General features: G+C 44.1%; 22 protein-coding genes. 12 read left to right on the top strand and 10 right to left on the bottom strand.

Annotated features, from left to right (window positions below; all coding sequences use genetic code 11):
• Positions 1-9 precede the first annotated feature (9 nt).
• From DSL64_RS22785 to DSL64_RS22825, 9 genes are all read left to right on the top strand, one after another.
• Positions 10-1,593 (top strand): RagB/SusD family nutrient uptake outer membrane protein, encoded by a 1,584-nt coding sequence (locus DSL64_RS22785; protein ID WP_115833254.1) that lies wholly within the window; start codon positions 10-12, stop codon positions 1,591-1,593.
• Between the two features lie 62 nt (positions 1,594-1,655).
• Positions 1,656-1,970 carry a hypothetical protein gene (locus DSL64_RS22790; RefSeq protein ID WP_147300410.1) on the top strand — a complete coding sequence of 105 codons (315 nt, stop codon included), beginning with the start codon at positions 1,656-1,658 and terminating at the stop codon, positions 1,968-1,970.
• 151 nt (positions 1,971-2,121) lie between these two features.
• Positions 2,122-2,691 carry an RNA polymerase sigma factor gene (locus tag DSL64_RS22795; protein ID WP_115833256.1) on the top strand — a complete coding sequence of 190 codons (570 nt, stop codon included), beginning with the start codon at positions 2,122-2,124 and terminating at the stop codon, positions 2,689-2,691.
• Between the two features lie 118 nt (positions 2,692-2,809).
• Positions 2,810-3,829: a FecR family protein gene (locus DSL64_RS22800; protein ID WP_115833257.1), complete on the top strand. Its 1,020-nt coding sequence runs from the start codon at positions 2,810-2,812 to the stop codon at positions 3,827-3,829.
• Complete coding sequence (locus tag DSL64_RS22805) at positions 3,819-7,067, top strand: SusC/RagA family TonB-linked outer membrane protein (RefSeq protein ID WP_115833258.1); 3,249 nt, start codon at positions 3,819-3,821, stop codon at positions 7,065-7,067. The genes DSL64_RS22800 and DSL64_RS22805 overlap by 11 nt, the downstream gene beginning before the upstream one ends.
• Positions 7,068-7,084: 17 nt before the next feature.
• On the top strand, positions 7,085-8,527 hold the full coding sequence (locus DSL64_RS22810) for a RagB/SusD family nutrient uptake outer membrane protein (RefSeq protein WP_115833259.1): 1,443 nt from the start codon (positions 7,085-7,087) through the stop codon (positions 8,525-8,527).
• 105 nt (positions 8,528-8,632) lie between these two features.
• Positions 8,633-9,274 carry a hypothetical protein gene (locus DSL64_RS22815; RefSeq protein WP_115833260.1) on the top strand — a complete coding sequence of 214 codons (642 nt, stop codon included), beginning with the start codon at positions 8,633-8,635 and terminating at the stop codon, positions 9,272-9,274.
• A gap of 47 nt (positions 9,275-9,321) precedes the next feature.
• Positions 9,322-10,446, top strand: coding sequence for a cytochrome-c peroxidase (locus DSL64_RS22820; protein ID WP_115833261.1), 1,125 nt, complete (start codon positions 9,322-9,324; stop codon positions 10,444-10,446).
• Positions 10,447-10,633: 187 nt separating this feature from the next.
• The gene (locus DSL64_RS22825; RefSeq protein WP_115833262.1) at positions 10,634-12,781 is read left to right on the top strand and encodes a hypothetical protein; all 2,148 of its coding nucleotides are present in this window, start codon (positions 10,634-10,636) and stop codon (positions 12,779-12,781) included.
• 295 nt (positions 12,782-13,076) lie between these two features.
• Here DSL64_RS22825 and DSL64_RS22830 read toward each other — a convergent pair whose 3' ends face one another.
• Positions 13,077-14,807 carry an FAD/NAD(P)-binding protein gene (locus DSL64_RS22830; protein ID WP_229217194.1) on the bottom strand — a complete coding sequence of 577 codons (1,731 nt, stop codon included), beginning with the start codon at positions 14,805-14,807 and terminating at the stop codon, positions 13,077-13,079.
• A 110-nt stretch (positions 14,808-14,917) separates the two neighbouring features.
• Here DSL64_RS22830 and DSL64_RS22835 point away from each other — a divergent pair, with 110 nt between their 5' ends.
• From DSL64_RS22835 to DSL64_RS22845, 3 genes are all read left to right on the top strand, one after another.
• Entirely contained in the window at positions 14,918-15,763 is an 846-nt protein-coding gene (locus DSL64_RS22835; protein ID WP_115833264.1) for an MOSC domain-containing protein, read from the top strand.
• A gap of 117 nt (positions 15,764-15,880) precedes the next feature.
• On the top strand, positions 15,881-16,453 hold the full coding sequence (locus DSL64_RS22840; RefSeq protein ID WP_115833265.1) for a DUF2975 domain-containing protein: 573 nt from the start codon (positions 15,881-15,883) through the stop codon (positions 16,451-16,453).
• 1 nt (position 16,454) lies between these two features.
• Entirely contained in the window at positions 16,455-16,658 is a 204-nt protein-coding gene (locus tag DSL64_RS22845) for a helix-turn-helix domain-containing protein (protein WP_115833266.1), read from the top strand.
• Between the two features lie 53 nt (positions 16,659-16,711).
• Here the strand turns inward: DSL64_RS22845 and DSL64_RS22850 are convergent, their stop codons facing one another.
• The 9 genes from DSL64_RS22850 to DSL64_RS22890 form a co-directional block, all read right to left on the bottom strand.
• On the bottom strand, positions 16,712-17,659 hold the full coding sequence (locus tag DSL64_RS22850; RefSeq protein ID WP_115833267.1) for a glycoside hydrolase family 43 protein: 948 nt from the start codon (positions 17,657-17,659) through the stop codon (positions 16,712-16,714).
• A complete protein-coding gene (locus DSL64_RS22855) occupies positions 17,652-18,626 on the bottom strand; it encodes an ABC transporter permease (protein WP_115833268.1) in 975 nt (324 codons plus the stop codon). The genes DSL64_RS22850 and DSL64_RS22855 overlap by 8 nt, the downstream gene beginning before the upstream one ends.
• Positions 18,627-18,689: 63 nt before the next feature.
• Entirely contained in the window at positions 18,690-20,201 is a 1,512-nt protein-coding gene (locus DSL64_RS22860; protein ID WP_115833269.1) for a sugar ABC transporter ATP-binding protein, read from the bottom strand.
• Between the two features lie 100 nt (positions 20,202-20,301).
• Complete coding sequence (locus DSL64_RS22865; RefSeq protein ID WP_115833270.1) at positions 20,302-20,949, bottom strand: DUF2291 domain-containing protein; 648 nt, start codon at positions 20,947-20,949, stop codon at positions 20,302-20,304.
• Positions 20,950-20,952: 3 nt separating this feature from the next.
• The gene (locus DSL64_RS22870) at positions 20,953-21,912 is read right to left on the bottom strand and encodes a D-ribose ABC transporter substrate-binding protein (protein ID WP_115833271.1); all 960 of its coding nucleotides are present in this window, start codon (positions 21,910-21,912) and stop codon (positions 20,953-20,955) included.
• A 59-nt stretch (positions 21,913-21,971) separates the two neighbouring features.
• Entirely contained in the window at positions 21,972-23,381 is a 1,410-nt protein-coding gene (locus DSL64_RS22875; protein WP_115833272.1) for a DUF1593 domain-containing protein, read from the bottom strand.
• A 30-nt stretch (positions 23,382-23,411) separates the two neighbouring features.
• Positions 23,412-24,383: a transketolase family protein gene (locus DSL64_RS22880; protein ID WP_115833273.1), complete on the bottom strand. Its 972-nt coding sequence runs from the start codon at positions 24,381-24,383 to the stop codon at positions 23,412-23,414.
• Between the two features lie 32 nt (positions 24,384-24,415).
• A complete protein-coding gene (locus DSL64_RS22885; protein ID WP_115833274.1) occupies positions 24,416-25,240 on the bottom strand; it encodes a transketolase in 825 nt (274 codons plus the stop codon).
• Between the two features lie 66 nt (positions 25,241-25,306).
• Positions 25,307-26,776 carry an L-fucose/L-arabinose isomerase family protein gene (locus DSL64_RS22890; RefSeq protein ID WP_115833275.1) on the bottom strand — a complete coding sequence of 490 codons (1,470 nt, stop codon included), beginning with the start codon at positions 26,774-26,776 and terminating at the stop codon, positions 25,307-25,309.
• Between the last annotated feature and the right edge of the window lie 8 nt (positions 26,777-26,784).

Below are 26,784 nucleotides of genomic sequence, written 5' to 3' on the forward strand. Positions count from 1 at the left end.
TTTGAAAAGATGAAAAGTAACAACACGAAAATCATTATGCTGGCTTCCATGTTCGGAGCAGCAACGCTATATTCCTGTACAGACCTGAACGAGCAGGTTTATTCTGAGGTACTTGCCAGCAGCTATCAGCCTACAGAAAGAGACTTACCCGCCATTGTGGCCCCCGTGTATTCTTCGCTACGGTCGCTGATGTTGGGATGGCAGGGCTATTTTGATTTACAGGAAGAATCAGCCGATGCCATTGTAACTCCTTCCCGACCTAACGGATGGGACGATGCGGGTACCTACAAACGTATGCATTACCATACATGGACTTCCCTGCAGGATCAGCCAGCAAACACTTGGGCAAGTTCATTCAGAAGCATCACCACCGCCAATCGTGTACTATCGCAGATTGCAGATGGTGAGATTCCCATCACAACCGGTAAAGACGCTACTATTGCAGAATTAAGAGCAGTGCGGGCGCTGGCTTATTACCTCCTGCTGGATAACCACGGGAACGTTCCTATTGTAACGGATTTTAAGGATATCAACCTGCCAAAGCAGAGTACGCGCAAGGAAGTGTACGATTTCATTATCAAGGAACTTACAGAGGTGATGCCCAATCTCAGCGAGAATGCATCTACCACTTACGGGCAAATGAACAAGTGGGCAGCCAAGGCACTTCTGGCCAAGATTTACCTGAATGCGGAAGTATATACGGGCACAGCCGAATGGGCTAAAGCAATAGAGCAGGCCAATGAAGTGATCAACAGTGGCAAGTACATTTTGGATCCTAACTATTCAGATGTATTTACATGGACAAATTTCAACTCTAAGGAGATCATATTCGCTGTTCCTTACGATGAGATTTACGGAACCGGTAACCAGATCCACATGAAAACGCTGGATCCGTTAAGCCAGTCTGTGTATCCGATGAATGCTGGCCCATGGGGAGGAAATTGCGCCGTACCACAATTCATCGATACTTACGATACAGAAGATTCTCGCCTCGCTGATACCTGGATCATGGGTCCGCAAAGAAGTGCTGCCAGTGGAGCTGTCGTAATAACTTACGGCAAAGCGGTGCCAAGTATAGAGGGAACTGCCTCCACTGATGGCTACCGTATCGGTAAATACAAGATTAAACCTAACGCCACCAACTCCCTGGATAACGACTTCCCATTGCTTCGTTATGCCGACGTATTGATGATCAAGGCAGAAGCATTGCTCAGAACCGGGAAAGCGGACGAAGCAGCAATTATCGTTACAGACGTGCGTAAAAGAGCATTCAAAGCAAATCCTGCAAAAGCAACTGTAACCGGTGCAGATCTGGCTAAAGGAAGTAAATACAACTACGGAATTCAGGCTGTGAATGGTACCATCACTGAAGTACAGGGAGGAGACGATGTGAAATTCGGGCGTTTCTTCGATGAGTTAGGTTGGGAGTTTGCTGCTGAAGCACACCGTCGCCAGGACATGATCCGCTTTGGTGTACACCAAACAAAAAAATGGTTCAACCACCGTCCACAGACGCAACAGAGAACCCTGTTCCCAATTCCGCAAAGCGAGCTGGACAAAAACACAAACCTGAAGCAAAACCCGGGCTATTAAGAAGTTCAGTAGAGTTAACCAGTAATCATTTGCTTATTTAATCACTTATAAATCCAATGTTTATGAAAGGTTTAAGAATCATGATTGTAGCAGCCATGCTGCTCGTTACTTCTCAGTTTAATTCTACCACTTCAAAGCCAATGGCGTTGTGGACAAACGGAAACTATTGCGGATACAGCAGCATGCCATTTCACGCAAAAATTAATGTTTATAATGACGTGCCCAATATTGTTGAAATCAGAAATATGTCAGGTGCAATAGTACCGTATACCCTGCATTCGATTAGTATCCAGCCGACTAGTGAAGGTGTTTTTGCTATAAACATCACTATAGGCGGAGTAAATTATGTCGGAGGTGTTTACACATCTCCCTGCTAGTAATAGCAGCAAGACAAGTTAAATTTGGTTAGGTAGTTTATAATCCTGCTTTCAGATCTCCTCAGTCTGAAGCAGGATTTTTCTTTTACATGCAATTTTTGAATTATTATCTATATTTATTCTAAATAATGAAGTACTTTTGTCGCCTGATATGGCGCAAGGGAACGAATATAATGACTGGCACGGACTACTTCAGGGAGATGAAAACTCCTTCATGAGGCTGTACGACAAGCATTATCAGCCTATGTTCAGTTTCGGTCTCACGGTTTGCCATGATAAAGATGTTGTGAAAGATGCCATCCACGAAGTATTCTGTGAACTTTGGGACAACCGTTCCCGCTTTCCGGAAGTGCAAAATGAAAAGGCGTATCTGATGACTTATCTGAAAAGAAAGATCCTCCGCGAAATCGAAAAACAGCAACGCAATTCTCCATTTGACGACTCCCCTACCGCGTTTTTCGAAAAATCTTACGAAGAGCTCCTCATTGAACGTCAGTCGGACGATGCAAATCGTGAACAACTGAAATCTTCGCTGGAACAGCTTACTCCGGGACAGCTTGAAATAATTCAATTGAAGTATTTTGAAATGCTGGACTATGAACAGATTGCAGAAAAATTACAACTGCAACCACGCACTGTTTACAATCAGGTTTCCAAGGCCATGAAAACACTACGTTCTGCATTGAAAGTACTGAGCAGTGTAATTATCGCGATTATATAAATTTTATTACACTCATTTACAGTACATTGAAAAGTTTCTTTTAATGATTCTAAAAAAAGCCTGAAAATACCTGGTAAAAAATAACGTGCCCTTACACTGGTTATCAAATCAGTGTAAAATGCAGTATAAACATTACAAGGCAGAAGACTTTGCAGCAGATGAATCATTCATTGCTTACTACCTCAATCGGGATGCAGAGGCAGTCAGGTTCTGGCAAGAATGGATTAATGACAATCCCGACAGAAAACCAGAAACAGATGCCGCGATACAGCTATTGAATCTTGTCTCAGTAAAATTGCCCGAAAGCGAGTTTTCCGTTGAGCGCAAACGTATGCAGACCTATATAGGTCAGGGTTCAAAAGCGAAAACGATTCCGATTTATGGATACAGAAAATACTGGGTGGCGGCAGCAAGCTTGCTACTTACTATTGGAGTAGCCGCAGCTTATCTGCTCACCAACAAAAGAGTTAACCAAAATGTCCTGACCACCTCCAATTGGGTGGAGCAGGTTAGCCCCAACGGAAAGAAAACACGGGTACGACTGGCAGACGGAACTCTGATCATTCTCAATGGTGGAAGTGTACTCCATTATCCACATTCCTTTGCCAAAGACAAAAGAGAAATCCGGCTGACAGGAGAAGCATTCTTCTCAGTCGCTCACGACACACTTCGCCCCTTTACTGTTCACACCGGCAACTTACAAACCCGCGTATTGGGTACAGAATTCAATGTGTCGGCTTACGTACCTGACGAGTTAGTTACCGTTGCGCTTACCAAAGGTAAAGTGAGGGTAAGTAACGGTACTTCCAATGCCACTCTAGCACCCGGACAAAAGGCAATCTACAAGACCAAGACAGATGGGATAGAAACAGTAAACTTTAATCCTGCTACAGAAACAGGTTGGAAAGATGGCAAGCTGGTATTTGAAAATGCTTCTTTCTCTACCATAGCAAGCGCAATTGAACACGCTTACGGCTACCAAATCGTAGATAAAACCACCCGCGAGAAATGGAATTACACAGGTACGTTTACACAGGAAGATGTGCTGACGGTAGTTGAAAATATCTGCTTCTCCAAACATCTGAATTACACCGTCGACGGGCAAACTATTACCATTACCTCACAGAATGAAAAGTAAAATATATAGCTTGTTGGTTTTGCTGACAACACTATTTACAGCTACACAAGGAAAAGCACAGACAGTCGGCATTAAGCTGAAAGACGCTCCTTTATTAGAAATTTTTTCAGAACTCGAAAAACAAACCGGTGTAAGTTTCAACTACGACGCTTCGGAAGTGAATGTGCGCCGGAGATATGATCTTTCGTACAAAGGTAGTTTGAACGGAGCACTCGCTCAGCTTTCCAACGAAGCAGGATTAATATTTCGCACAGAAGGAAAACGGATTCTGGTACGTCCTGCTGTGAAACGTTTCATGAGCGGAAAAGTCACAGACACTGAAACCGGCGAAGGGATTCCGGGAGTGACCGTCAAAATTGCAAACGGAAAGGTGCTTGCCATCACAGACGTTACGGGTAACTACAGTGGCATACTGGCAGTTGCACAGCCTGCCCGTGCCCAACTTGAGTTCCGTATGCTGGGCATGAAAACAGTGATCTCACCCATTTTGGGTAACCGCATCACCTTCGATATCGCCCTTCAAACGGATTCACATAATATGGATGAAGTGGTGATTACCAATGCCTACACCAATGGAACAGCAAAGGAAGAAGTAATCGGAAGCGTTTCGCAAATTACCGCGAAGGAATTGCAAGTGAACCGCCCCATCGAAAGTATCGACAAAATGCTGGAAGGCCTGGCGGCTGGCGTATATGTAGAGCCTAATACAACACTCGGAACTCCTGTTAAAATCAATATCCGCGGTCAGGGAACGCTGACTGCCATTGGAGGAGGACGCACAACATCGTCTCAGCCACTATTTGTAATTGACGGTATTCCTATTCAGGAACAAAACAGAGGTGACGCCAGCGCAGTATTCAACAACGAGACACTGATTAATCCGATTGCGGGAATCAACCCACAGGATATAGCATCCATTTCGGTGTTGAAGGACGCATCTGCAACAACGATTTATGGTGCTAACGCAGCGAATGGTGTAATCATTATTACTACCAAATCGGGTCAGGAAGGAAAAACAATCGCTAACGTTTCCTACAATACAGGAGTTTCTTCCTTTATCAATAGAATGAAATTGCTGAGCGGTCCGCAATACTATCAGCTCAAAAAAGAAGCATTGATGAACGATGGGTTTACTGAAAGTCAGGCTGCCAACCAATCGGGTAGCCCCACAATCAATACAGACTGGTTGGGACTGACTAACCGGAATGCTACCTATCACAATGTCAATGCTGATCTATCAGGAGGAAAGGCCGGACTCAAATATCGTTTTTCAACAGGATACCCTAACCAGCAGGCAAGCTCAATCGGCAATAGTATTCAGCAGATGAATATGAGTTTGAGAGTGGACAATGTGATTTCCAAAAAATTCAAATTCGGTATTACCCTGTCACCTTCCCTGATGCTGCGCGACGGAATAGACAATTATGCAAATGCCGCCTATTTGCCGCCGAATATTGCTCCTTATGATGTCAATGGAAATTTCAGTGAGTTATTGCTTATTCCGAATCCACTAGCCGTACTGGCTCAAAATACCGACAAGAGTAGTAACCTTACCCTCAATGGAAATGCCAATTTGCACTACAATGTAACCAGCTACCTGACAGTTTCAGGAAGAATTGGTGCCAATTTTCTGCAAGGTAAGCAAATGCTGTATTCATCTGCGAAAAATGCAACAGGCCGGAATGCCGGTGGTAATCTGAGAATATTTGACCGACAATCACTAGGTTGGCTTGGCTACGTACAAGCCAGCTTCGATAAGACATTTGCTACGCGGCACGCAGTCAATGTTCTTGCAGGTTATGAGGTCCAGGACAAAACAACCGTTTTATTGGGCGGAACCGGCATGGGCTTTTCTTATGACCGGATTCGGGAATTGAGTCAGGCTGCCACCCGGAGTTCAGTGTCATCAAAACAAGAAGATGCTACCATTTCCTACTATGCTCAGGCAAATTATAACCTGGATAAAAAGTATCTGTTCACTTCCAGCATTCGGGCTGATCAATCATCCATGTTCGGTAATGACAAACAACTTGCTCTGAACGGCGCAGTAGGTTTAGGATGGATTGTATCGAAGGAACATTTCCTAACAGATCATCACGCGATCACCTTTCTTAAACTCAAAACCAGCTACGGATCTACAGCGAATTCAAGAATAGGCACTTACGCGGCCAGAGGACTTTACAATTTCAGTTATCAGAATTACAACGGAGAGGTAGCCGCCGTTCCTGACGGTTCCTCGGCTGCAAATCCAGACCTGGGTTGGGAAACGAACCTGAAGCTAAATGTTGGTCTTGATCTGACTCTGTTTGACAAGTATTCGATCAATCTGGAATACTACAACAATACCGTTCATGATCTGATTTCTAACATCACAGTGCCTTACGAATCTGGTTACACAGGTATTTCAGCCAATACAGGTAAAATGAGAAATCAGGGCCTGGATCTGACCATCAAAACGAACCCTATTGAGCGAGAGCATTTTATCTGGAATTCCGTATTTCTGATGGGCTTCAATAAGAACAAAATTCTATCATTTAACAACGGATACAGTTCCATTTTCGCAGATCCGGAGGGTACTTCGGGAGATGTGAACGCCGCATCAAAAGAAGGTTACAGCACGTCTGCTATTTGGGGAATCCGATGGGCAGGAATTAACCCGCAAACCGGTCTGGAGCAGTTTTACGATCCGTCAGGAAATATTGTTGACCGTACCACCATCAGAACCTATCCATCTGACAGTTGGGTAGTACTCGGCGATAAACTTCCGAAGTTCCAGGGCAGCTGGATCAATACAATCAATTACAAACAAATGTCTGTTACGATCAATCTCCTTTACTCCTATGGTGCCAACTTCATGGAGCCGGTTACTTACTTTTCCGATGGTCGCAATTTACAGAATAGTAATATGAGCATTAACCTGCTGGATCGATGGCAACAACCCGGAGATGTGGCGGAGGTTTCTAAACTCTCAATCGGTAAAGGACTTGTCAGGAACTCTTCCCGCTATTTACATGATCTGAGTTTCATAAAACTTTCCAATGTCACATTCAATTACAGATTACCAGATTCCGTTACCGGCAAACTGAAAATGAAATCCATGTCGGTGTTTGTGAACGCGACCAATCTTGGTTATTGGTATAGAGAAAAAAGTAGAAAGGATCGTAACGGAATTGCCGAAATACGCTTCAATTATCCTGAAGCACGAACCTTCAATCTTGGACTGAACATAAACTTTTGATCTCAGGCGATACAACGATGAACCGATCATATATCAAATATATTACAGCATTTTCTCTTGCCTTACTCGCAAGTTGCCAGAGGCTACTCGACAAAGAGCCTCAGAACAGGATTTCTCTGGAAGCCACTTTTCAGGATTATGAATCAGCCAAAGTCGCACTTACCGGCGCTTACAGTTCACTATACGCAATGCAATACTACAATGGTTACAGAATGTTATACCCCGATATTACGGGAGGAAATGTAAAGTATTCCAAAATAACAGACGTTATAAAATTGTATGATACCTATAATTTCAGCGCCAGCAGCGATGATACTGAGATGAATGGGACTTACACCTATTTATACAGCATACTGAACAACCTTAACAACATCATTTATTACTCTCCGGGCATCCCGAATGGCACCGAAGTTAACCGTAACCGCCTGATTGCCGATGCTATGGTATTGCGGGCATTGGTACATCTGGATTTACTGCTGATGTTTGCACAGCCTTACAATTTCACTGCTGATGCGTCACATCCAGGTATTGCGATCAACCTGGAACCTATCCTGATCGCGAATTCAATACGTGCCAGAAGCACTGTGGCAGAAAGTTATACAGCTATTGAAAATGATTTGCTTTCAGGTATTGAACTGTTGGCTAAAACACAGGCGATTTTCGCTGCTGGGAATACTAAAAATTATGTGAGTATTAATATGGCCAAAGCGTTACTGGCCAGAGTATATATGCATAAAGGCGATTGGCAAAAAGCATATGACTATGCCGACGAAGTGATCAAAACCAACAGCTACGCATTGTACAACAATGCTGCTTACGTAAATGCATGGACCAAAAAAAATACATCAGAAGCTATCTTTGAAATATCGGTTCCTAACAATACGTCAGGTACAACCTTGGGAAGTTATTTTGATGTAACTACGATAAATGCCTCAGCATCTGCAGCATGGGCTGCATCCACTTCGGATCTACTTACTTTGTATTCAGCTACAGATGTCCGGAATCAGAGCAGCTTCTACAATCCTGCGACAGTCAATTCACTACCCTACTTTTTTTGTAAAAAATATTCCACCGGAGGAGTTCTTGCTACCGGGATTAAAGTATTGAGAATTTCAGAAATGTACCTGATAAGAGCAGAATCTGCTGCAGAACTGGGCAATAACACCACTGCCCTGGCTGACCTGAACACAATCATTCAAAGGGCCGATACGGAGGCAACATCAATAACGATTTCGGGGAAACAGGAGTTGATAGACCGTATCATGCTGGAACGCCGCAAGGAGCTGAATTATGAAGGATTTGCTCTGTTTGATATATCACGACGTAAGCAAAACCTGGTACGCCAGGACTGCGTCGCTATAAAATGCGGACTCACCTACCCGTCCGATTTATTTGTGCTTCCGCTTCCCGCTTCAACAGTTTTGGTCAACCCACTCATGAAACAGAATCCAGGCTATTAATTAGCAAAGAGCTCTTAGTTATTAGCTTGATAAGCATAGAACTTACACAATAGCAACCCACTATAAATCAATCAATTTTCTTTTTAATTCTTATTTATTAACACAATGAAGATTACCAGATTACTTCCATTTGCGTTTGTTACTTTACTGTTCGCCACTTCCTGCTCAGACAGCGAACCTGACACAGTGGTAGTGCCGGAAGTTGAAGTCCAAACTGCCTCCAAAAGTGGTGTAAAGGCGTTCTTTAAGAGTGATGCCTATTACCAGCCCTATGTATATCGATACGATTCCACCACTACAAAATGGACAAGCCGGATCGCTTCACATTTTGCAACAATACCGACAGACACAAGTGCTATCGGTTTCACCAATGCCAATGTAATAGATAGTGGTGTCAACCTGTTTGGAATGGTAACCCTGTATGCTGAGGCGCTGGGGAGCAACAACATAAAGGAAGCAAGGATTAACGCTGAAAAGGTGCTTGAATTTATTCCTTCTGAGAAAGGCTCCAAAACCGGAAAAGTGAAGGTGATCCCACAAGATGTTGTAATTCGCAGAAAAGATGGTGTTGCTAATTCCACTACCAATCCAGCTACTGTGAAGGTAGGTATAAAGGGAGAAGGTACTTATGATGAAGCAACGAAAATGATGGACCTTACCGTCATTTTCAACGAAACGGAAGTTGGTGGAAAGGCTGCCGTTTACAGAAAATACAAAATCAGTGTTGACCCGCAGACGCTCAACTAGATACTTCAGGGCCGGATTATTGTCCGGCCCTAATTTCACCACTCACCATGAAGTTTTTCTTTATTTTTCTTTTTGCCACTTACATTATTGGTTCGGCTTACATCGCTCCGCAGGATTTATCTATTGATGAACTTCGTCAATTGTACAGTAGCGGCGATAGTAAAAATTGGCCCAAACCGGATATTGATTCATCTGTAAAAAATTTCCGGGATATAGGTTTGCTTTCCAAACCGAAGCACCCTGCCTCCAATCCCTATTCTCCGGAGAAAGCAAAGTTGGGTAAAATGCTCTTTTTTGATCCACGGCTATCCAAATCCAAACAAATCGCCTGTGCTTCATGCCACGATCCAGAGCTGGGCTGGGGTGACGGACGGCATTTATCATTCGGTCATGATCGTCAGAATGGAAAACGCAACGCAATGACCATCCTCAATACAGGGCATTACGAACGACTGTTTTGGGATGGTCGCGCAGCGAGTCTGGAAGAGCAGGTTTCATTTCCGGTACAGGATCCAAAAGAAATGGCCCAGAACCTGAAAACCATGGAAAAGAATATTCGTAAGGTGACAGGATACCGGACGTATTTCAAAGAGGCGTTTGGCAGCGAAAACATCACCACAGAAAGAATCCAGAAGGCTATTGCGACATTTGAACGCACTGTAAATAGCAGAACTACGCGATTTGACTCCTTTATTTCCGGGAATGAAAAAGCACTTAGTGATGATGAACTGATGGGATTACATTTGTTCAGAACCAAGGCAAGATGTATCAATTGCCACAACTCTCCCCTGTTTTCCGACAATCAGTTTCATAATGACGGACAGACGCTATATGGTTCAAAAATGGAAGACTTCGGCATGTATAACCACACCGGTGAAAAAACAGACATCGGGAAATTTAGAACACCCTCATTGCGGGAAACAGGCGTAACAGGCCCATGGATGCACCACGGCAATTTCCCGACACTGATGGACGTGATCGAATACTATAATCTGGGTAATCCATCTCCGATTCAAAAACATGTTAAAGTGGATGAACAAATGCGACCAGTAACTTCACCTATCTTACGAAAACTGCAATTGACAAAAACAGAAAAGTTTCAGCTCGAAAGTTTCCTGAAAGCCATCTCGTTCTCTTCTCAAAAAATGAATCCTTTCGATCTTCCGCAGTGATTCCAGGTTGATTCCAGGTTGCCACGGATCACACTAATGCACACAGATTGTCATCAGAATTTACCCTATTCGTGTATCTCTGTGTAATCCGTGGCAAAAAAACATATGACAGATAGGTAATTTCAGCAGATATCTTCTTTTGTGGTTCTAATTATGGCATAGCCGCAAGAACACAATTTATTCTGCAATGATTACCAGTACATTACAAAGAATCTGCCTCGGTTTGCTTATTCCATTCGGAATGATAACTGCAGGCAATGCGCAAAAAATCAACCGCAAACAGGTGGTTGACCGACATAAAGTAGTAGTCAAAACAGCCGATACACTAAGCTCTCTGACAGTTGGTAACGGCTCTTTCGCATTCACCGCCGACGTAACAGGTTTACAAAGCTTTCCAGAATACTATAAGAAAGGTGTACCTCTCGGAACACAATCCGAATGGGGATGGCATAGCTACCCTAACCCGGAAGCTTATAAATTTGAAGAAACATTGCAGGACTACGACCAGTACGGCAGAAAGATCTCCTATTCGGTTCAGGGTAAAAATCAGGAAAGAGGTAAGCAGGCAACAGAATACTATCGTGTCAATCAGCACCGGTTGCAACTGGGAAATGTAGGTCTGGATATCCTGAAAAAAGACGGATCCTTAGCCGGTATTCATGACATCAAAAATATCAACCAGACGCTGGATTTATGGACTGGCAACCTGACGAGCCAGTTTACTGTGGAAGGAACAAAAGTAAGTGTTGTAACGGTAGCCCATCAAAAAGCTGATGCTATTGCCGCCCGGATTCAATCGGATCTTCTGAAACAGGGACGTATCAAAGTTCGCTTGCGCTTCCCCTATCCGAATGGTTTGTTCAAGGATGAAGGTAGCTTTTACGGCAACGGCGACAAACATCTTTCGGATATCCGCAGTCAGACAGAGAACGGTGCTGTGATTCAGCATCAGCTTGACACAACCATCTATTCTGTTTCTACCAAATGGAGAGGCATCGCCAAGGCAGAACAACAGTCAACTCATTATTTTACAATCAGTCCCGCAAAAAATCAGGGCATCTTTGAGATTACTTGCCTTTTCAGCCAGGATCCGCCAGCCTCTGTTCCTTCTTTCGCGCAGACAAAGCTGAGCAGCCAGAAGGATTGGGAGCAATTCTGGTTATCGGGTGCTGCTGTGGATTTCAACGGAAGTACTGATAAACGTGCAAGCGAGTTGGAAAGACGGGTCGTATTGTCTCAATACCTGACCAAGGTACAATGCAGCGGAAACTTTCCTCCGCAGGAAACCGGACTTACTTACAACAGCTGGTATGGAAAACCTCACCTGGAAATGTACTGGTGGCACGCTGCACATTTTGCTCTTTGGGGAAGAACAGAATATCTGGAAAAGAGTCTGGCCTGGTACGATCAAATTGCCGACAAAGGAAAAAAACTAGCGCAACGCCAGGGCTTCGAAGGAATCCGCTGGCAGAAAATGACAGACCACCAGGGTGAAGAATCTCCTTCTTCGGTGGGCTCATTCCTGATCTGGCAGCAACCACATTATATCTATCTGGCAGAGCTTGCTTATCGTGATGGGAAGGATAAAGCAAAACTGGAGCGGTATAAAGACCTGGTATTTGCCACAGCCGATTTCATGGCTTCATTTGCACATTATGATCCTGCTACGAAACGCTATAATCTGGGAAAAGGAATTATTCCGGCTCAGGAATGCTTTGATCCCATGGAAACATTTAACCCTACCTACGAACTCGCTTACTGGAGCTGGGCACTTCAAACGGCTCAGGAATGGCGCACACGTACCGGACTTCCACGTAGCGAAAAGTGGGATGAGATCATTAAAAATCTTGCTCCAATGCCGGTTAAAGACGGAGTATATCTTGCAACGGAAAGTACGCCTGACTGCTACGAACCCGGCAACAGAAGACTGAATGACCATCCTGCGGTACTGGCAGCTTTCAGCACGTTACCTGCCGTGCATGATCTGGATGAGCCAACGATGCTTCGCACTTTTGACCTGGTAGAAAAAGTGTGGAACTGGGATCATACTTGGGGCTGGGATTTTCCACTGGTGGCCATGACGGCAACCCGGTTAAAACAACCTGAGAAGGCCGTAAACGCACTTTTTAAAAACATTACGACCAACAGGTATTTGCCAAACGGACATAATTATCAGGATGGCAGGTTAACAATATATCTTCCTGGTAATGGTGGAATCCTTGCGGCTGTAGCACTGATGTGCGCCGGAAGTGATGGACAATCCGATACTAATCCCGGATTCCCGAAAGACGGTAGCTGGAAGGTGAAGTGGGAAGGTTTAAGTAAGATGCCTTAACTTCTGCAATACAATCAGACTGAGGTTGCGAACGAAATTGGAATTCATTTAATTCAGAATCATCATTGTCTTATTCCGGTGCGCTGCACCTTTAAGCATTGATGATTCTGAATTGTTTGCTACAAGTATTACAGCGCTCTGTGCCTCGTCATTGCATTTGAAATCGGTAGCACTTCCTTATAACATCATCTCAATAAGCGCATTCTCAAAGGTGCAGAGCACCCCAACATTTGTAGAAAAACAAAACCAGGCAAACCGATGCAAGGTGCAGCGCACCGTAATAAAATCTTGGCGCTCAATTTACAACAGTCTCAACACCGATAGTCCTGATCACCTCATCGACGATTTTATCAGATGCCTCCTCGCAGAAGTCCAGTCCTGAATAATCAGGATTATACCCTCCTATATAGGGCACTGCCATGATATAGATTCGTTCGTTAGGCTTTCTATTCTTACCAACCACCTGAAATTCATCATTGATAGTAACTCCGGATACTATCAGGTAATAATGTCCGTCTTCACCTTTTTTGACCTTTTTATTTCCCTCTGACAATTCTTTCTCCCCACTCTCTGCAGATTTAAAGCGTAAGCGAGCCGGGGTGATCGTGTCATTTTCAAACATACTTTTGAATGGAAACGCATCGTACGACAAATGAGGCTGCCCTAAACAATCGATAAAAGTGCGGTAATAAACTTCCTGTTCCTCACCCTGTTCATCTTTGAAACGGTAAGTAATCCCTCCTTTTTCTTCCGGGACTACCTCACTATCATCGCCTACAGAAATAATTTCCAATCTTCCCGCATCATTCAATGCAAGCAACTCTTCACACGAGCTCTGAGGAACAAAAGCGATTACAATCGAAATCAATGGCATCAGCGATTTTTGAAGGCGCTGCATGTCTTCGGCAGAAAAATATTTAGCTGGGTAATTCAGGGCAAAACTCAGCACCGCCAGCATCTCCTTCCAGTGAATTGACTCCCTGTTCCGAATCGATTCCTGCGCCTCTGCATACTCTTCCCTGAACAAATCAAATGCTTCCTTCCTCTCCCGCCTGTCCATCATCTTCTCCACAAACTCTTCAAGTGTGAGGTCTTTTATTTTTGCGTAAAAGTCGGGTTGCTTGTCTTTAAACAGATCCACGAAATCTTTTTCAAAAACATAATCCAATGAAAGAAATCCATCATTTTCCTCGCGGTTCTGGTCGAGTTCCGCTTCAGAAAGTAACGAGTCCATTGACAAAAGTGGTTCTTCCAAATGGAACCTGACCGCAGGTAACAGCCCGTTCCGGGAATGGAGGATTAAACGAAAATCCGGCGATGTCTCAGATGCTACAAAACCGGTTTTACCGTCAGGCAACTTCGTAAACTTACCATTACTTCGTGCGAGCGTCCTTATCGCATCTATAGCTGTTAGTGACGATCCACGTATTGCGATCGTGTGATTGAGTTCGAGCCTTAGTTTGGATGGTGGGTAGGGAGAATCATAATAGCCATCTACTTTTTTCTCATGCTTATCAGGCCATTTGTGTCCGGTGCAAATCACCACTTTGTCAAACTCCTCAATCGCTTTCCCTACAATCCTCACTGCTACCTTTCCTGTTTCTTCATGATCGGAAACATCAATAACCCGTGCTCCGAAATGGACACGTGTTTTGATGCCAACTTTCTCAGCTTTCTCCAGCAGTAATCCGAACTGTGCATTCAGATAATGACCAAAAAATAATCTCGGCAGCACTTTGTATTCGTTGAAGTGATCTTTGTCCATATCGAAGTATCTCAGATAATCGTCGTCCAAAGTCTGCACCCATTCTTCAATCGAAGTAACTATTTCAGGAATCTCATTATCTGAAACATTGGTAATATGTTCCTTGTTTGCTCCCTCGGTGCTATAAGGCATGCCCGATCCCAGCTCTTGTTTTGCTTCAAAAATATCAACTTCGATGTCCTTACGCGCTGATTCCACCAGCTTTTTGTAAAGGAACAAGGCACTGGGGCCTCCTCCAAGAATAGCAATTCTCGTTTTCAATTTCGTATGAATTAACTGTGATCTCGCCACCATAAAGCGGCTCAAAAATTCTGATATAACAATTGTACCAGACTTTTGTGAGGAATGATTTTTATAATCTCCTTCGTAACATGCACAATTCATCGGATTCCATACAACTTTCACAAATCTGGATTTACCCTGTTAAATCATTGGGTGGAGTGCGCTTGAAAAACGCTCAGGTACTGAGGGAAGGACTTAAATATGACCGGCGTTGGATGATCGTGGGTCCGGATGGAAACTTTCTTACGCAAAGAAAATTCCCGGAAATGAGCTTACTGAAAATACAGATGCGGGAAGATGGGTTTAACATCATTTCAGCAAAAGAAAACTGCTCTGCGCTTTTTATTCCTTATAAATCAGAAATAAAAGAATCTTTCGAGGTAAAAGTGTGGAATGACGTTGTATCTGCAGTTCTGGTGAACAAGGAAGCTGATCATTGGCTATCCGAGCGACTACGAATGCCTGTGAGATTTGTTGCGATGAACGAAAATAGCCAGAGAGAAACCTATGTAGAGCCCACAGATAAAAGGTTTCCGATTACTTTCTCTGATGATTTCCCGCTTCATCTGATATCAGAAGCGTCACTGGATGACCTGAATAATCGGCTTTCTCTGCAAGTGGGAGTAGAAAGGTTTCGCCCGAATCTGGTTGTAAAAGGCAACCTTCCCTACAGCGAAGACGAATGGCAAAAATTTCGTATCGGCAATGTCATGTTTGAGAATATTTCAGCTTGTGAACGCTGTATGATGATTAACGTTGATCAGCAAAGTGGTATCAAATCACCGGAGCCACTAAAAACGTTAGCAGGTTATCGCCGGATAGATAAACACATACTTTTCGGGAGAAATATAATTGTTGAACAAACTGGTTCGATACGCGAAGGAGATCTTGTCACTTTTGAAAGGATCCAGTCTCCTGACCTGCCGTTTTCGTAACCATCATCTGTATCGGATAAAAGCTATATACAACATAGTAAATCAATAAATATTTATCGTTTATCAATACATTTAGATTACAATTCAATACATTTGTACTACGATAAACGCTAAACTATGAAATCGGTCAATACGCTTACAATTCCTGCCTTACTGTGCAAGGTGCTGTATTTTTTCATTGCTGCCGCCACGGTTTTTATAACTGTTATTTTCATTCATCTGCAAATTGCCCCATCGTATTATGCCGGATGGAATGCAGAGCTGATGACTCCCAAAAGTATTCTTTCGATTACTACTTTTGAAAGATGGTCTGCTGATCTATACAATGAAAGTACATTGTTATCCTTTGACAAAATCAAAAAAACGTCTCTGTATTTCAACTACTTCCGGGTACTGGCAATACTATATTTCATTTTCCTGACGATAAAGGAATTTTCGAAAATTATCGAGTCTGTAAAGTTGATAGAAACCTTTCACCAAAGAAACATTTTATCATTCCAAAAGATGTTCCGATACCTGCTGGCTACTTCTATTTTGTTCGGTGTAACGATTGTAAACGGTCAGGAGGCAAATCTTTACAGTTATTCAATACAGGTTACGCCCCTCATCCTATCATTCGCCGCTTTAATGATGGCTGAGATATTTAAGCAGGGAAATCAGCTGTTGGAAGAAAACCAATTAACAATCTAAAATGCCAATCATAGTAAATGTAGATGTAATGTTGGCCAGGCGAAAAATGTCTGTTACCGAATTATCGGAACGAATAGGAATAACGATGGCAAACATTTCAATACTGAAAAACGGAAAGGCGAAAGCAATTCGATTTTCAACATTAGAGGCCATCTGTAAGGAACTTGACTGCCAGCCTGGAGATATCCTGGAATATCAGCCTTAATCAGGTTGAGAACTACGACCGGACATCCTCTTTCAGAAGTAATTGTCAATAAATTAAATTTCTTTCTTTTTTGTATAGGCTTTTAGTTTCTTCAGCACCTTCCTGCTAGCCGGAGCAATCGTTCCATGCTTATGATCCTGAGGGATTTTCACCTGTGATGAGATGTTCTCAAACTTGACAAAATCTCTCGTTTTTACGACACCATAGGTTTTGTCCCGGTATTGATCAAAATAAATGAGCCAGTCTTTACCGACTTTCTGAACAGTTGGCCCTTCAGTAAGAAACCCTGTAAATGGCGCTGACACATCCTTGTATGGCCCCAGCGCATGATCCGCATAAGCGACTTTTATATTACGGTTCGGACGGGTATTGTCCTTTAAAACCAACACATACTTCCCTGCCTGCTTTTTTACAATCACAGCATCTATCACACTGAAACCCGGATCCAGAAACAGTGCTGCTTTGCTGAAACTTACAAAATCCTTTGTTTTGGTATAATACATCCGGTGGTTGTTCTTTTCATCCTCCTCTCCTTTTTCAAACTTAAAAGGAATGGTTGACGCCCAGATGATAATGAACTCTCCTGACTGATCGTCATAAAACAGTTCCGGTGCCCATACGTTTACAACTTCCGGTTCATGCTCCATCACAGGGATAAACCGTTGCTGTGACCAGTTGGCAAGATCTTGTGAACTGGCGTAGCCAAAACCTTTGTCCCCTTTCCAGTTCGTAGTCCAAACCAAATGAAATATTCCGTCAGGTCCCTGGACAATAGATGGGTCCCTCATCAGTTTCCCACCGACCTCTGGTTTCAGAAAAGTCCGGTTCAGATCTTCCCAATTGTAGCCGTCGTTGCTGTAAGCTATATGTAACCCATCCGTTGCAGGTTCACGAAAGGATGTGAATACATAACTTTGCTTCTGACATGAACCCAATAGAATTAATGCTGACAGAGCACCTGAAGCGGCAAAACCCCTGAAATTGAAGGTATGCTTAATCATTTTTTGAATTTGACTTATCAATGATAACTGCGAGCAAAATCACCAATCCTTTTACTACCTGCTGCCAGAACGGAGAAACGTTCAGTAATACCAAACCGTTGTTCAATACGCCAATGATAATTGCCCCCTGAACTGTACCGAGAATGCTACCCCGTCCACCCGAAAGCGATGTCCCGCCGATCACTACAGCAGCGATCGAATCCAGCTCATAACTGATACCGGCATTGGGCTGAGCTGAATCGAGTCGGGATGTCACCAGTAAGCCTCCAATTCCCGCCAATGCCCCTGCTATGGTATACACGATGATTTTCACCTTGTTTACATTGATTCCCGACAATTTCGCTGCACTTTCATTTCCTCCGATGGCATAGATATAGCGTCCCAGTCGCGTCTTATTCGTCACAAATAATGCAACAGCCACAATGATTCCTGAGATCCAGACAGGAACAGGAATCCCCAGAAACCAGCCTGTCCCGAAATATAGGAACTTGTCACCCAGGCCACTGATCGGAAAGCCCTGGGTCCATAGCATCGTCAGCCCGCGTGCAACCGTCAGCATAGCCAGCGTCGCTACAAATGGTGGAACTTTAAACCTCGTGATTGTAAATCCACTGAAAGCGCCCAACGCTGAACCAGTAAGCACCCCCGCGAGTACCGCTCCCAATATGGTAAAACCTATATACAGATTATTTGATGGAATTTCGATCCCGTTTTTCAGAAGTCCGGCCGTAATGGCACCGCAAAGTGCAAGCACTGAGCCTACGGAAAGGTCAATACCGGCAGTCAATACGATCAAGGTCATTCCGGTTGAGATACAAATATTGACAGAGATCTGCCGCATCACGTTCCATAGGTTGGATACGGTCAGAAATTTATCTGACAGTATACTCAACCCCAGACAAAGGATAAAAAGCGCGATTAACGATTGGAAGCGAAGTAATCTGGACTTGTATAATGCTATATTCATTTTAGCTGTGCGCTATAGACCGTTCAGTTTTTCCGGTCAATGGATCAGTTTAATTTCTTTTTGTTAAGCTGCGTATACGGATTTGGGAATGGCCGCTTTAAGAATGGAATCTTCTGTGGCATCATTGACGGAAAACTCGGCGGTCAATACACCCTCGGCCATCACCAGCACCCTATCCGAAATGGCGAGAATTTCGGGTAGTTCAGAAGAAACCATAACGATTCCCAATCCATCATCTGCCAGCTGCATAATCAATTTGTATATCTCTGTTTTTGCATTGATGTCAATACCACGCGTAGGTTCATCCAGCAGCAACAGCCGGGGTTTGGTAGCCAGCCACTTGGCCAGTACAATCTTCTGCTGGTTACCTCCACTGAGATTTCCGGCCAATTGCTGTTGTGATGAAGTTTTGATTTTGAGATCGCTGATGTAACGGGTCGTCAGGTCTTCCTGCTTCTTGGTATTCAGCGTTCCAAATTCTTCCATATCCTCCAGGGTGGTAAGGCACAAATTGGTTTGTACGTTCAAGCCCAGTACCAGGCCATCCTTTTTCCTGTCTTCGGGCACCAGCGCCAAACCGGCCTGTATCGCTTTGGCAACTGAATCAATCTGAACGACCTGTCCATCCATAAGCACGGCTCCTTCCACACCTTTGTGTAAACCAAAAATTGTTTCCAGAAGCTCTGTCCTGCCTGCTCCCATTAAACCAAAAAGTCCGACGATTTCGCCTTTCCCAACCTGGAAACTGATATCTTTCAATAGTTTTTCACCCGTTCGTACGGGATGTTTCAGAGAAAGGTTTTTGACTTGTAAAATAGGTTCAGCGCATTGATTTGCACTCTTTTTACGAATCACTTCTATTTTCCTTCCTACCATTTTCTGTATCAGCACATCCTGACATATCCCTTCCATACTGCCCGATTCCACTGATTTGCCATCCCGCAACACGACATAATGATCAGCAATACGGAAAAGCTCATCCAGCTTGTGCGAAACATACACAATAGCCTTTCCTTCATTTTTCAGATCGTCAATGATATCAAAAAGTACTTCCACTTCACTTCCGGTGATTGCAGAAGTTGGCTCATCCATAATAATCACTTCCGCATCAGTGAGCAGTGCCTTTGCAATTTCCACAATCTGCTGCTGCCCCACTTTCAACTTCACAACCAGAGCCTCGGGATTCACATGCAGTTTGAGCCTGTCAAGTAGCTCCTGCGTCCGTTTTCGCATGCGTTTTTTGTCTACTGTCCCATATTGCGTGATCAATTCCCGACCCAGGAAAATATTTTCTGTGACACTCAGATAAGGAATCAGATTAAGCTCCTGATGAATGATAGCAATACCTCTGCGCTGCGCATCGGCAGGGCCGGTAAATCTCACAGGTTCCCCTTTGAACAATATCTCACCTTCAAAGTCGGGATATACCCCGGAAAGGATTTTCATCAGGGTAGATTTGCCTGCTCCATTCTCTCCGATTAAAGCTGTCACTTTCCCTCCTTCCAGTGACATACACACGTCCTGCAAGGCTAGCACTCCGGGAAATCTCTTGGTAATATTTTTGGCAACCAGCATCTTCGATCCGTTTAAAACTCCCGTAACCAGAATAAAGTCTATCGTCGTACACCTGAACTCCCAACCACACAAAGCCCCATTCACTCTTAATTCTCAACTCTTAAATCTTCATTCTTAACTCCTCATTCTTAATTCTTAATTCCACCGGAATCACCTCTACTCGTTTCAGATCCAAATACTCCCTGTTCAGCTCAATGGCCCCATGGAAAGAAACAACGTCCCCTTTTTTCACTTTGGACCTGAATGGTGGAATTACCTTGTCGCGGATAATCTTATTGATTTCGGCAGATACGTTGTTAAAATCCATTGAATTCTCAAATTCGTTGATGTGTAGACTACCAGAAGCATCTCTCACTGCATTGCCGAATACATATTCTGTAGCCAGTCGTAACTCCGGTCTCTGGCCAGCCGAATCAAGCCTGACAATCACTTCGTTTTCATCCACCGATATTACTTCGCCTTCTCCTTTCACCAGAAAATACCTGATATTACCTATTCCTAAGGCATGGGAATACTGCTCAAAAGCTTTGTCTTTTTCAGTTTGCAAAAGGGGTAGAAGTACATTGTAGGAAACCGATTTTTTCAATGCAGGAATTAGCCTCGCTGTCCAAAATTCCCCGGCATATTTGGCAGCATTGAATGAACTCGTTCCTGCCTTCACCTCATCCAGAGCCTTGAAATAGACTGAGTTGTACGCGACAACCGCTACTACTGCCAGAAACACGATATATTTAACTGATTTTTTCATATCCTATTCCTTTTTGCCGTAAGCCGCATAATTTTCAATGTTGTCTTTCCTGACCAGTTCCACAGCTACAGGCATTTTTTTAGGAAAATCTCTTTTACCTTTGAAATAAGCATCTGCAAAATTCGCTGCGGTTTCAGCCATCACTTCGGGGAACTGCATACCGGTTGCCATTATTTTCCCCTGCTGAATAGACAGGACTACGTCCTCTGCTCCGTCAAAACCAAATACTTTTACTTTATCAGCCTTACCCGAAGCCACCAGCGCCTGATACGCGCCCATGGCCATAGCGTCGTTTCCACAGAAAACAGCATCAATATCAGGCTGAGCCTGGAGAATGGATTCCAGCACCTCCATGGCTTTGTTGCGATCAAAATCTGCACTCTGTTGCGCCACCATTTTCAGATCAGGATAGTGATCCACTACGCTATGAAATCCTTTAGAGCGGTTCCATGTATTGTTGTCTCCCACCATTCCCAGAATTTCGACATACTTCCCTTTTTTATTGAGCGTCTCCACAAAGTATTTGGCAATCGAAACACAGCCGGAATAGCTGTCTGAGAGTATCTGTGAAGTGGCAGCGTCGTTGGCATTCACTTCTCTGTCCATACAAAAAACCGGAACACCCGCCGCTGTAGCATTTTTGACATTGATAATGGAGCCGTCTGCGTCAGTAGGATTGAATAAAATGGCGTTGTAGCCAGAAGCAATCGCATTTTCGAAGTGATCTGTTTCCTGTGCGGTGTTATTTTGCGAGTCAAATACTTTCGATTCATAACCCAGCTCTTTTGCTTTTGCCTGCGCTCTTTCCGCCAGGAAAACGAACCACGGATTATTCAGAGTGGAGACCACAATGGCTATTTTTTTAGGTTCGTCTGTAGTTTGTCTTGTTTTACAACGGATTAATGCAACTCCAAAAAGGACACACCCCAGCGCTGTCAGACATGATTTTAACAACTTGTTCATTGAAATTTTTCGGGTTAGGAAAAATACGTTAAGACATCAAACCTGAGATCCTAACTATATTATTCAGGAAAAACTGTGACAATCACACGTTGATAGCGTGTCAAAGAAGGCGTACCGTCGTCTGTTACGGCTAAAATGATATGCAATGTTTCTGGTTTTGAAACCTTTGGCGCTACGAATGTAGTTTGCGCAGCTTCTGTATTTTCGATCTTTATCGGTTCTTTGATCACATAAGTTCCAACCTCCGGATAATAGATCCATTTGAAAGATAACTTATTGCCATCAGGATCACTCGATCCGGAACCATTCAGTGTCACAGCCTGACCGCTTTTAGCTGTCAGCTGATTGGCATGTTTTAACAAGGCTTTGGGTGGGTGATTTGCCTCCTTGAAAGGCTTGATCGTCCAGTCCATTCTGGCCGCAAAATCATGCTGAAATGCTTCTCTCCATCGCCACAAGGTAGCCTTGCTGCTCGTATGGTAATTACCATCCACACCCATTACTTCATCGACAGCATCTGTGTAGATTGGGCGTGTTTCGGCCTCGTAAAACCACTTTTGCATACGTGGCGTATACAATTCGTAACGACCGCCCCATCCGCCATATTCAGGATGTTCCGGCTCGTTCAGACCATTCGGAATGAGTCCTAAAAACGAGGGCGTATCTCCTTCCATCAGGAACTTGGTAAAAGGATATTCGGCACCTAGCGGACCATGGTTACGAACGTTTGCATCCAGCCACGGATTGTCGACGATTTCAAAGTTAGCTCCAGTAAAACGGCCATGGAATTTATCTCCGCTTATACCCGACCACAGCGCGTAGTGATAAGCACCTGCAGCATGGTAACCCGGGCTTCCCACATAAAACAAATCCGGGAACGTTTTGCGAATCCACGGACCCGTGTCGTCCTGATCTGAAATGGTATACATTCTGATTTTGGAAACAAACTTTTGTAAATCCTCCGGGGAACGCGTCATTCTTACTTTCCAGAGCGCCTGCGCCAGACAGTTTGCTCCACCCCAAACCGGGATCCAGACGGGCCGTTTGTCCTCTTTGTCAATTACTTTGATAATCCATTCCGATCCTTCTGAGTCTTTGCCTTTTCCAATCGCATCCATGCCGAACTCGGGCAAAGCAGACTTGGTGATGCTATTCAGATATTGTTCTGTCGGGAATCCCTTTTCATGCAAGAGCAGATTGTTCCGAACCTTTCCATAAGCTGTAATGAGTTGCCTGATTTTTTCCGGAGCGACCCTGCTCTTTTGATGAACGGATGTAGTCGCAACTAGGCCTTCTATATCCCATTGATTGGAATAGGTCAGAAACCGCACCAGCGACTGCGTATCATCGGGTTCATTTTCAATATCAGTGAGAATCAACACTCTTCGTTTCTCCGTATCAGCCTGCCCGTGGCATACAAATGCGGAAAAACTCATGAAAGCAAATAGCAAACTCTTAATCAAATTCATATCGAAAGGAATAAATCAGGAATTTAAAAATCAGTTCTGATCTTTAAGCAGATCCAGCGCTACTTCAGCAATACCTTTTTCTGAAATACCATAATGGTCGAAAATCTCCTGTTGAGAGCCAGTCACGGTATATTCATCGGGCACGCCTATGATGCAGAAACGATTTGTAAACTGGTTTTGCAAAAGGAATGAGGCACACGCTTCTCCCAATCCGCCGTATACACTATGCTCTTCCACAGTGATAATCGGTTTTCCTTCCAGGGCTATGTTTTTAAGTTGTGTATAGTCGAGAGGTTTGATGGTATGCATACTCACTACACGCACCGAAATGTCAGACTCACGTTCCAGTTTCGCAGCCGCTTGTATCGCAGGAAATACGGTTTCCCCTGTTGCAATAATCGTCAGATCACTTCCCGTTTTTACGATGCGTGCTTTTCCAAAATCAAAAGTCTTTTCATCCTCTGAAAGCAATTGCATTGATTTCTTCCCAAAACGGAGGTAAACCGGAACGTCACTTTCAGCTGCTAAACGAATGGCTTGCTCTGTTTCAAAATTATCAGCAGGGGCAACGATAATCAGATTATTGATTGTCCGTAAAACGGCAAAGTCGTGCAGACTATGGTGTGTCGATCCCAACGCTCCATAACTTACTCCGGCACTTATTCCTACCAGTTTTACCGGGTTGTCGGAGTAGGCGACATCGTTCTTGATCTGCTCCAGCGCCCTGGCAGTCAGAAAACAGGCAGGAGATACAGCAAAAACTTTTTTACCGGCAGATGCGAGTCCGGCTGATACCCCCACCAGATTTTGCTCTGCGATGCCCACTTCCACAATCTGGTCCGGGAATTTTTTACCAAACGGAACCAATTTTCCGGACCCTCTTGAATCACTCGTAACCACGACAATATCCCTGTCTGTTTCTGCCAGTTGTTGTAAGGTGGCTGAAAAAACTTCAAGATTGGCCTGATTGCCTATAAGTATATTTTCGATCGTTGCATCCACTTTTTAAACATTTATAGTGATGAGTAAAACCCTTATATCGCCGCTTCCGGATCAGCCAATTCGCTCATTGCCAATTCATATTGAGCCGGATCCGGAACGCCATGATGCCATTTCAGCTGGTTTTCCATATAACTGATTCCCTTGCCTTTTACCGTGTGTGCAATGATAAAACTTGGTTTTCCTTTCTCAAATGGCACAGCATCCAATGCTTCCTTTAGCTGGCCGATATCATGTCCGTCCACATGGCGCACAGACCAACCGAACGCTTCCAGCTTTTTATCCACCGGATCAGTATTACAAACACTTTCCGTAGAGCCTGTTATCTGCAGATTGTTCTTGTCCAGGATCGCGCACAGGTTGTCCAGTTTGTAGTGGGCCGCTGTCAAAGCAGCTTCCCAGTTGGATCCCTCGGGCAGCTCACCGTCACCCAGCAACGTAAACACGCGATAATCTTTTCCGTCCAGTTTCCCAGCAATGGCAGTACCTACACTAATAGGTAAGCCGTGTCCCAATGCTCCTGTGTTTTGCTCCACACCGTGTACTTTCCGGGTAGGATGCCCGATGTAGTGCGATTTATACTTACAGAGCGTTTCCAGGTCCGACTCCGGGAAGAAACCTCTTGATGCCAACACCACATACAAAGCCTCCACCGTATGACCTTTACTCTGTATGTACCGGTCACGGTCGGGCGAGCCAAATTGCTGCGGATCCACATTCAGCGTGTGGTTATAAAGCACATTGAGAATATCAATACATGATAAACTACCGCCGGTATGTCCTGCCTTGGCCTCGTAGATGTATTTGAGTATTTTACGCCGGTACTCCACCGATTTGCGCGTAAGTTCCTGTTCCGACATGATGTTGTTGGAGTTAAAGTCCCGGATATTATAATCCGGGAGTATATAGTAAAGCCTTCGGAATATTTAGTACTGCGTCACCAGTTCTTTGTCTGTATGTTGATATTCAGAGGGTTTAAAAGCTGGCTCCTGAAAAAGCTCAACTTCCCAGCCCATATAATTGCCCAATGCTTCTTGCAAAATAGACGCTGTTTTTGAAGCATTCATTACCACGTGATGCTCAAAACCATTACGGCATATATAATTCATCAGTTTTTCAAGATTCGGGATCTCAGCTACCGCCCTGTTTCCGAATGTTTTTAATGTATCGTCTGTAAGCCGTCCTTCTCCCACATAAGCTTTCATAATACCTTTCGGATCATCCGTACTGATACGTCCGAAAGTCAGGGGCATCGCAGGCGTTCTGCCTGACAGCGCGCCGTATGTATTGTGCTCACCTACAGTTGTCCCTAATATTGGAGCCGTACTGATCTCAATATCAGGCAGAAATGATTTCGCCCAGTTACCGCAGTGGAACAGCACGCATTTGTTCTCATCGTCGGCATAGTTATTATTCCAGTCTACCAGCGCACTTGGGGAACCCGAAGCCAGCTGCATGGCGTACATACTCAGAGTACCCGTCACATCCACTTCGCAACCACTTGGCAAACCATTTTCACTCATGATGCTCATACTTGTGCATACGTTACACCCGTAATTTTTCTGCACCGATGTCCAGCATTGAATAGCGGTTGCATCCAAAGCATTTTCCTGCATAAAATCAGAAAGCACCACATCCAGTTTTGCCATTTGAATCAAAGCTTCGTTCGGCGTGCGACCTGTTGGTGCATAGTCACGTATTCTTTGCAGGCGTTGTTGTACCGATGCATCCTGGGCAGTCAGTTTTTGTGCATTGCCTAATATCTCAGACAAATCCACTGTCACCACCGATATGCCATTTCGTTGTAATATTTTCTCACTGTAGCGAACCGTATTGAAACCACCCGGACGTGCTCCAATCGCTCCTATTCTCATACTTCGCAATCCTTTCGTAACTCTGCACACTCCCATGAAGTCTTTCAGGTCGCGGATAAATGCAGGATCCGACGGACGCATCACGTGTTTGCTAGTGAGTGTATACTTAATTCCAAACTGGTACAAATTGTTACAAGCCGAAATTTTACCACACCAGGAGTCCCGTCTTCTTGCTACATCCAGTTTATCCAGATCGTCCGGATAGCCCTGTACAAGTACGGGCACATTCAGTTCCGATAATTTGAGCGTTTCTGCAATACCCCGCTCATCACCGAAATTAGGAAGTATAACCAGTACACCTATGATCTCATCCCGATGCCTCCGAAACAATGCGGCACATTTCTGTGCGTCCTGGAAAGTTTCTACACCGCCCAGCTTGGTTTCTGCTGCATCCAGCATCACCGCATTGATTTTCAGATTCTTCAAAAGATCAATGATCTCTACTCTCGCTTCGGCAACCAGCCTGTCAGGAAAAAAATCTCGGTTACCGATTATTACGCCAATACTTCCTTTTTCGCTCATGGTGATTT

The organism is Dyadobacter luteus, assembly GCF_003383615.1.
Taxonomy (GTDB): domain Bacteria; phylum Bacteroidota; class Bacteroidia; order Cytophagales; family Spirosomataceae; genus Dyadobacter; species Dyadobacter luteus.

What these genes read in the sequence shown, in the direction of transcription:
- DSL64_RS22890 (WP_115833275.1), bottom strand. Translation starts at nt 26,776, where the DNA reads ATGAGCGAAAAAGGAAGTATTGGCGTAATAATCGGTAACCGAGATTTT.
- DSL64_RS22850 (WP_115833267.1), bottom strand. Translation starts at nt 17,659, where the DNA reads ATGATTAAGCATACCTTCAATTTCAGGGGTTTTGCCGCTTCAGGTGCT.
- DSL64_RS22885 (WP_115833274.1), bottom strand. Translation starts at nt 25,240, where the DNA reads ATGTCGGAACAGGAACTTACGCGCAAATCGGTGGAGTACCGGCGTAAA.
- DSL64_RS22820 (WP_115833261.1), top strand. Translation starts at nt 9,322, where the DNA reads ATGAAGTTTTTCTTTATTTTTCTTTTTGCCACTTACATTATTGGTTCG.
- DSL64_RS22785 (WP_115833254.1), top strand. Translation starts at nt 10, where the DNA reads ATGAAAAGTAACAACACGAAAATCATTATGCTGGCTTCCATGTTCGGA.
- DSL64_RS22845 (WP_115833266.1), top strand. Translation starts at nt 16,455, where the DNA reads ATGCCAATCATAGTAAATGTAGATGTAATGTTGGCCAGGCGAAAAATG.
- DSL64_RS22795 (WP_115833256.1), top strand. Translation starts at nt 2,122, where the DNA reads ATGGCGCAAGGGAACGAATATAATGACTGGCACGGACTACTTCAGGGA.
- DSL64_RS22855 (WP_115833268.1), bottom strand. Translation starts at nt 18,626, where the DNA reads ATGAATATAGCATTATACAAGTCCAGATTACTTCGCTTCCAATCGTTA.
- DSL64_RS22805 (WP_115833258.1), top strand. Translation starts at nt 3,819, where the DNA reads ATGAAAAGTAAAATATATAGCTTGTTGGTTTTGCTGACAACACTATTT.
- DSL64_RS22800 (WP_115833257.1), top strand. Translation starts at nt 2,810, where the DNA reads ATGCAGTATAAACATTACAAGGCAGAAGACTTTGCAGCAGATGAATCA.
- DSL64_RS22875 (WP_115833272.1), bottom strand. Translation starts at nt 23,381, where the DNA reads ATGAATTTGATTAAGAGTTTGCTATTTGCTTTCATGAGTTTTTCCGCA.
- DSL64_RS22865 (WP_115833270.1), bottom strand. Translation starts at nt 20,949, where the DNA reads ATGAAAAAATCAGTTAAATATATCGTGTTTCTGGCAGTAGTAGCGGTT.
- DSL64_RS22815 (WP_115833260.1), top strand. Translation starts at nt 8,633, where the DNA reads ATGAAGATTACCAGATTACTTCCATTTGCGTTTGTTACTTTACTGTTC.
- DSL64_RS22810 (WP_115833259.1), top strand. Translation starts at nt 7,085, where the DNA reads ATGAACCGATCATATATCAAATATATTACAGCATTTTCTCTTGCCTTA.
- DSL64_RS22790 (WP_147300410.1), top strand. Translation starts at nt 1,656, where the DNA reads ATGAAAGGTTTAAGAATCATGATTGTAGCAGCCATGCTGCTCGTTACT.
- DSL64_RS22870 (WP_115833271.1), bottom strand. Translation starts at nt 21,912, where the DNA reads ATGAACAAGTTGTTAAAATCATGTCTGACAGCGCTGGGGTGTGTCCTT.
- DSL64_RS22835 (WP_115833264.1), top strand. Translation starts at nt 14,918, where the DNA reads ATGCACAATTCATCGGATTCCATACAACTTTCACAAATCTGGATTTAC.
- DSL64_RS22860 (WP_115833269.1), bottom strand. Translation starts at nt 20,201, where the DNA reads ATGCTGGTTGCCAAAAATATTACCAAGAGATTTCCCGGAGTGCTAGCC.
- DSL64_RS22825 (WP_115833262.1), top strand. Translation starts at nt 10,634, where the DNA reads ATGATTACCAGTACATTACAAAGAATCTGCCTCGGTTTGCTTATTCCA.
- DSL64_RS22840 (WP_115833265.1), top strand. Translation starts at nt 15,881, where the DNA reads ATGAAATCGGTCAATACGCTTACAATTCCTGCCTTACTGTGCAAGGTG.